Origin of the sequence: Staphylococcus sp. HMSC065D05, assembly GCF_001813195.1 — a bacterium.
Classification (GTDB): domain Bacteria; phylum Bacillota; class Bacilli; order Staphylococcales; family Staphylococcaceae; genus Staphylococcus; species Staphylococcus epidermidis.
The window spans coordinates 88,040-91,225 of record NZ_KV811730.1 but is presented as its reverse complement, the minus strand read 5'-3'; the positions used below and the strand labels follow the sequence as shown (position 1 = coordinate 91,225).

The 3,186-nt window shown below is 30.2% G+C and carries 5 protein-coding genes and 3 pseudogenes; all 8 read left to right on the top strand.

Annotation, left to right across the window (positions count from 1 at the left end; all coding sequences use genetic code 11):
- Window positions 1-197 (top strand): DUF5080 family protein (locus HMPREF2897_RS02050; protein WP_141751275.1); only part of this gene is annotated, 197 nt, incomplete at its 5' end.
- Window positions 164-354 (top strand): annotated as a pseudogene (locus tag HMPREF2897_RS13255) (hypothetical protein). The gene HMPREF2897_RS02050 and the pseudogene HMPREF2897_RS13255, both read left to right, overlap by 34 nt.
- A gap of 287 nt (window positions 355-641) precedes the next feature.
- Window positions 642-824 carry a hypothetical protein gene (locus HMPREF2897_RS02045; protein WP_002446993.1) on the top strand — a complete coding sequence of 61 codons (183 nt, stop codon included), beginning with the start codon at window positions 642-644 and terminating at the stop codon, window positions 822-824.
- A complete protein-coding gene (locus HMPREF2897_RS02040; RefSeq protein WP_083310208.1) occupies window positions 818-1,153 on the top strand; it encodes a hypothetical protein in 336 nt (111 codons plus the stop codon). The genes HMPREF2897_RS02045 and HMPREF2897_RS02040 overlap by 7 nt, the downstream gene beginning before the upstream one ends.
- Window positions 1,154-1,254: 101 nt before the next feature.
- Entirely contained in the window at window positions 1,255-1,701 is a 447-nt protein-coding gene (locus tag HMPREF2897_RS02035; protein WP_070592561.1) for an SMI1/KNR4 family protein, read from the top strand.
- 211 nt (window positions 1,702-1,912) lie between these two features.
- A pseudogene (locus tag HMPREF2897_RS02030) lies at window positions 1,913-2,419 on the top strand (DNA/RNA non-specific endonuclease); the annotation flags it as partial.
- 10 nt (window positions 2,420-2,429) lie between these two features.
- Window positions 2,430-2,924: a TIGR01741 family protein gene (locus tag HMPREF2897_RS02025; RefSeq protein WP_070592548.1), complete on the top strand. Its 495-nt coding sequence runs from the start codon at window positions 2,430-2,432 to the stop codon at window positions 2,922-2,924.
- A 119-nt stretch (window positions 2,925-3,043) separates the two neighbouring features.
- Window positions 3,044-3,186, top strand: a pseudogene (locus tag HMPREF2897_RS13250) (hypothetical protein); the annotation flags it as partial.

Here is a 3,186-nt window from a genome sequence, read left to right as displayed (position 1 = left end):
TACATATTGTTAGTGATATTAAAGCAGACAGTTTGTCAATGAACCCTATATTTATTTTTGTTGGAATGATTATTATAGTTATCTGGCTAATAATGGACTTGTATAGAAAGAAAAAATATGGCATTTTTTTATTTAAATCATTAATTCCTATTGTAGTGACAGTATGGATCATAATATCGTCTGTATTATTGTATTAACTATAGTAACGTCTTATTCGCGATTGGGAGTGTATTTTATAGTGTTAAGGATAAAAAATATGATGAAGTTAAAGTCGCTAAATTACTATAAATTTCAATAATTGTAGCAGCTATTATCCTTTTTCTAAATTTATTAACTTTATTTGGATTAAGATAAGTCTTGTAACAATAAAAAATAACACATAAAGATGGAGTAGATGGATGTAGAAGTATTCATTTACTCCATTTTTTGTTATAAATTTTCAAAAATCTTTCAGTAAAAAAAAGTATCCAAGTATAGAAAGCTGAGTCATACCTAAAACGACATACGGTGTTCACAACTAGTTTAAAAACTTTATACAGAACAATCGAGAAGCGAATCGGTCAAATGTTAAGTAATAAAAAAGGACAAGCATCTATTGAGTACAACAAGGTAAGCGATGGGTAGATTATAAAGCCCACCAAGTGAAACAAGCGACGAATCATATATTAGAAAAGGAAATACCACTTACACAACCTAAAGTCGCGATTGCAGGGGCAGGTAGTGCCCAAGTAGGCAAAGGTGTGACACTCAGAGAAGCAAGCCAAAATATTCAACGTACATTCACACCCAATCATCAAGTCACACACCAAAAGATAGTATGGTAAAGAGTGAAAGCAATCAAATAAAAGCTAGTGTAAATAAATCTAAAAATTATAGTAAAGAAAAACCAAAAAATTCTCCAAATCCAAATAAGTGGCTAAAAAAGGGTGGGAAAATTAAGGTATATGAGAATGGAACATGGATTTATACCAAAAAGGATGGTATTAAAGTTGCATTTAGAAATGGTTATCCAGATTTTAAAGGAGCAGGGCTTGTAGAACAAGAAGTGGATATTAATAGTTTTGATAGCTATTACACCGATTTTAAAAAAGCAGATAAACTTGCGGAACGAAAGAAAAGGATCGAAAATACTTGGCACTATCATGAAGATTGAAAGACAATGCAAGAAGTAAATAAAAAAATTCATCGAGAATTCACCCATAGAGGTGGTACGTCACTAAAAAGAAAAAATTAAAATATTAGAAGGTGAAGTTAATGGAATTTAAAAAATTTGGTGAAATGTCTAAAGAAAAAATTAAATGGTTAGAACAGAAATATAGGGTTACTTTTCCAAACGATTATAAGCAATTTTTGTTAGGAAATAATGGTGGCTTTTTTAATATCGAAAACATGAACAAAGTACCAGTAGATGAATTAAATGATAATATATATATGGAAGTGTTATATGGATGTGATACACCTTATGATGTTACGAACATCGAATATTGGATGGATGAATATGAATCGGAATTAATTGAAGAATCAATTATAATAGGTAATGATTTGTCACAAGGATTTTTAGTATTGATTTTATTAGAAGGATATGAAGGAGTATATTTCTGGGATGATGGACATAATTTCGAGTCATCAACTGATGAAGAAAATACTTATTTTATAGCTGAGACATTCACAAACTTCTTGAAAAAAATACAATATGAATAATATAGATTATATGAGAATATAGTGGGAAATACAAATAGAATTATTGTTATATGTAAAATAAACATAAAGGAACATTAATATACAATAGATAATATTTAAGAGTGAAAGATAAGGTTCTCTGTCAAATAGAACTGGTCGGGTTAATTAATAGAAGTTAGGTGAAAATTACTTAACTTCTTTTTTGCATCGTATAAAGATTGCTAATTATCAAGAAGATTCAAATCTTACAAAGGTTGCATATAGTGCCCATTATGAAAGTGGATTTATGAAGCTTAAGAAATTGAAGGCTAATATCGAATATACAACACCACATGGACATGTGAATCGTATGGATCACAAAGGCCGCATTAAAGAAGTATATGCGGATGACCTATCACTCCATGATGGTGGACGTAATTCATATGCGCAACGAACAGTAGGAAGAGAAGACCGATTACCAGATGATGACGGTGGTCATTTAATTGCGCGCGCATTCGGAGGTTCTAAAGATATAGATAATCTCGTCTCACAAAGTAAATACATCAACCGTCCATTTAAAGAGAATGGAGGTTGGTATAACATGGAACAAGATTGGCAAAAAGCTATAAAAGGAGGAAAAACAATTAAAAATATTAAAATTGAGGTGAAATATAAAGGCGAAAATCAAAGACCAACACAGTTTCAAGTTGAATATGAAATAGATAATAAGCAATTTGAAAGACGAATTATGAATATTTAGGAGTGAGAAAATGGAATTTGAAGAAAAATTAAATGAAATGTATCAAGAAATAGCGAATCATATCAATGGAATGATACCGATAGAATGGGAGCAGGTATATACAATCGCTTATATTAACGATGAAGGCGGAGAAGTATCTTTTAATTATACTATACCTGGTAAAGATGACTTACATTACTATACTGCTATTCCTGAAGATTGTAATGTTTCAGAAAAGACATTTAGTGAGTTATCTTTTACTCTTTATAAATTATTTAAAAGACTCAGAGAGCTATTTATAGAAAATAATCAAGAACCATGGACATCATGTGAATTTGATTTTAATAATGAAGGTAAATTAAATGTGTCATTTGATTATATCGATTGGAAAAACTCAGGTTTTGGTCAAATTTCTAGGGATTATTATTATGAATATAAAAAATTCGGCATTATACCTGAATTAGATTATGCCAAAAAAGAAATCAAAGACATTGAACAATTTATTAAAGAACAAGAAGAAGAGTAAAATAAATTGAAGAAAGACTAAGCAATGTAAAAGTTGCTTAGTTTTTTTGATTACTAATGAATAGTAAATTTTAATTTTACTGCTGAATAAATACATATAAAACACTTTAGAGAGAGTTCAACATCGAATATACAACACCACATGGACATGTGTATCGTACGGATCACAAAGGCCGCATTAAAGAAGTATATGTGGATGACCTATTACTTCTAGATGGCGGACGTAATTCATATGCGCAACGAACAGTTGGAAGAGAAGATCG

What these genes read in the sequence shown, in the direction of transcription:
- HMPREF2897_RS02040 (WP_083310208.1), top strand. Translation starts at nt 818, where the DNA reads ATGGTAAAGAGTGAAAGCAATCAAATAAAAGCTAGTGTAAATAAATCT.
- HMPREF2897_RS02035 (WP_070592561.1), top strand. Translation starts at nt 1,255, where the DNA reads ATGGAATTTAAAAAATTTGGTGAAATGTCTAAAGAAAAAATTAAATGG.
- HMPREF2897_RS02025 (WP_070592548.1), top strand. Translation starts at nt 2,430, where the DNA reads ATGGAATTTGAAGAAAAATTAAATGAAATGTATCAAGAAATAGCGAAT.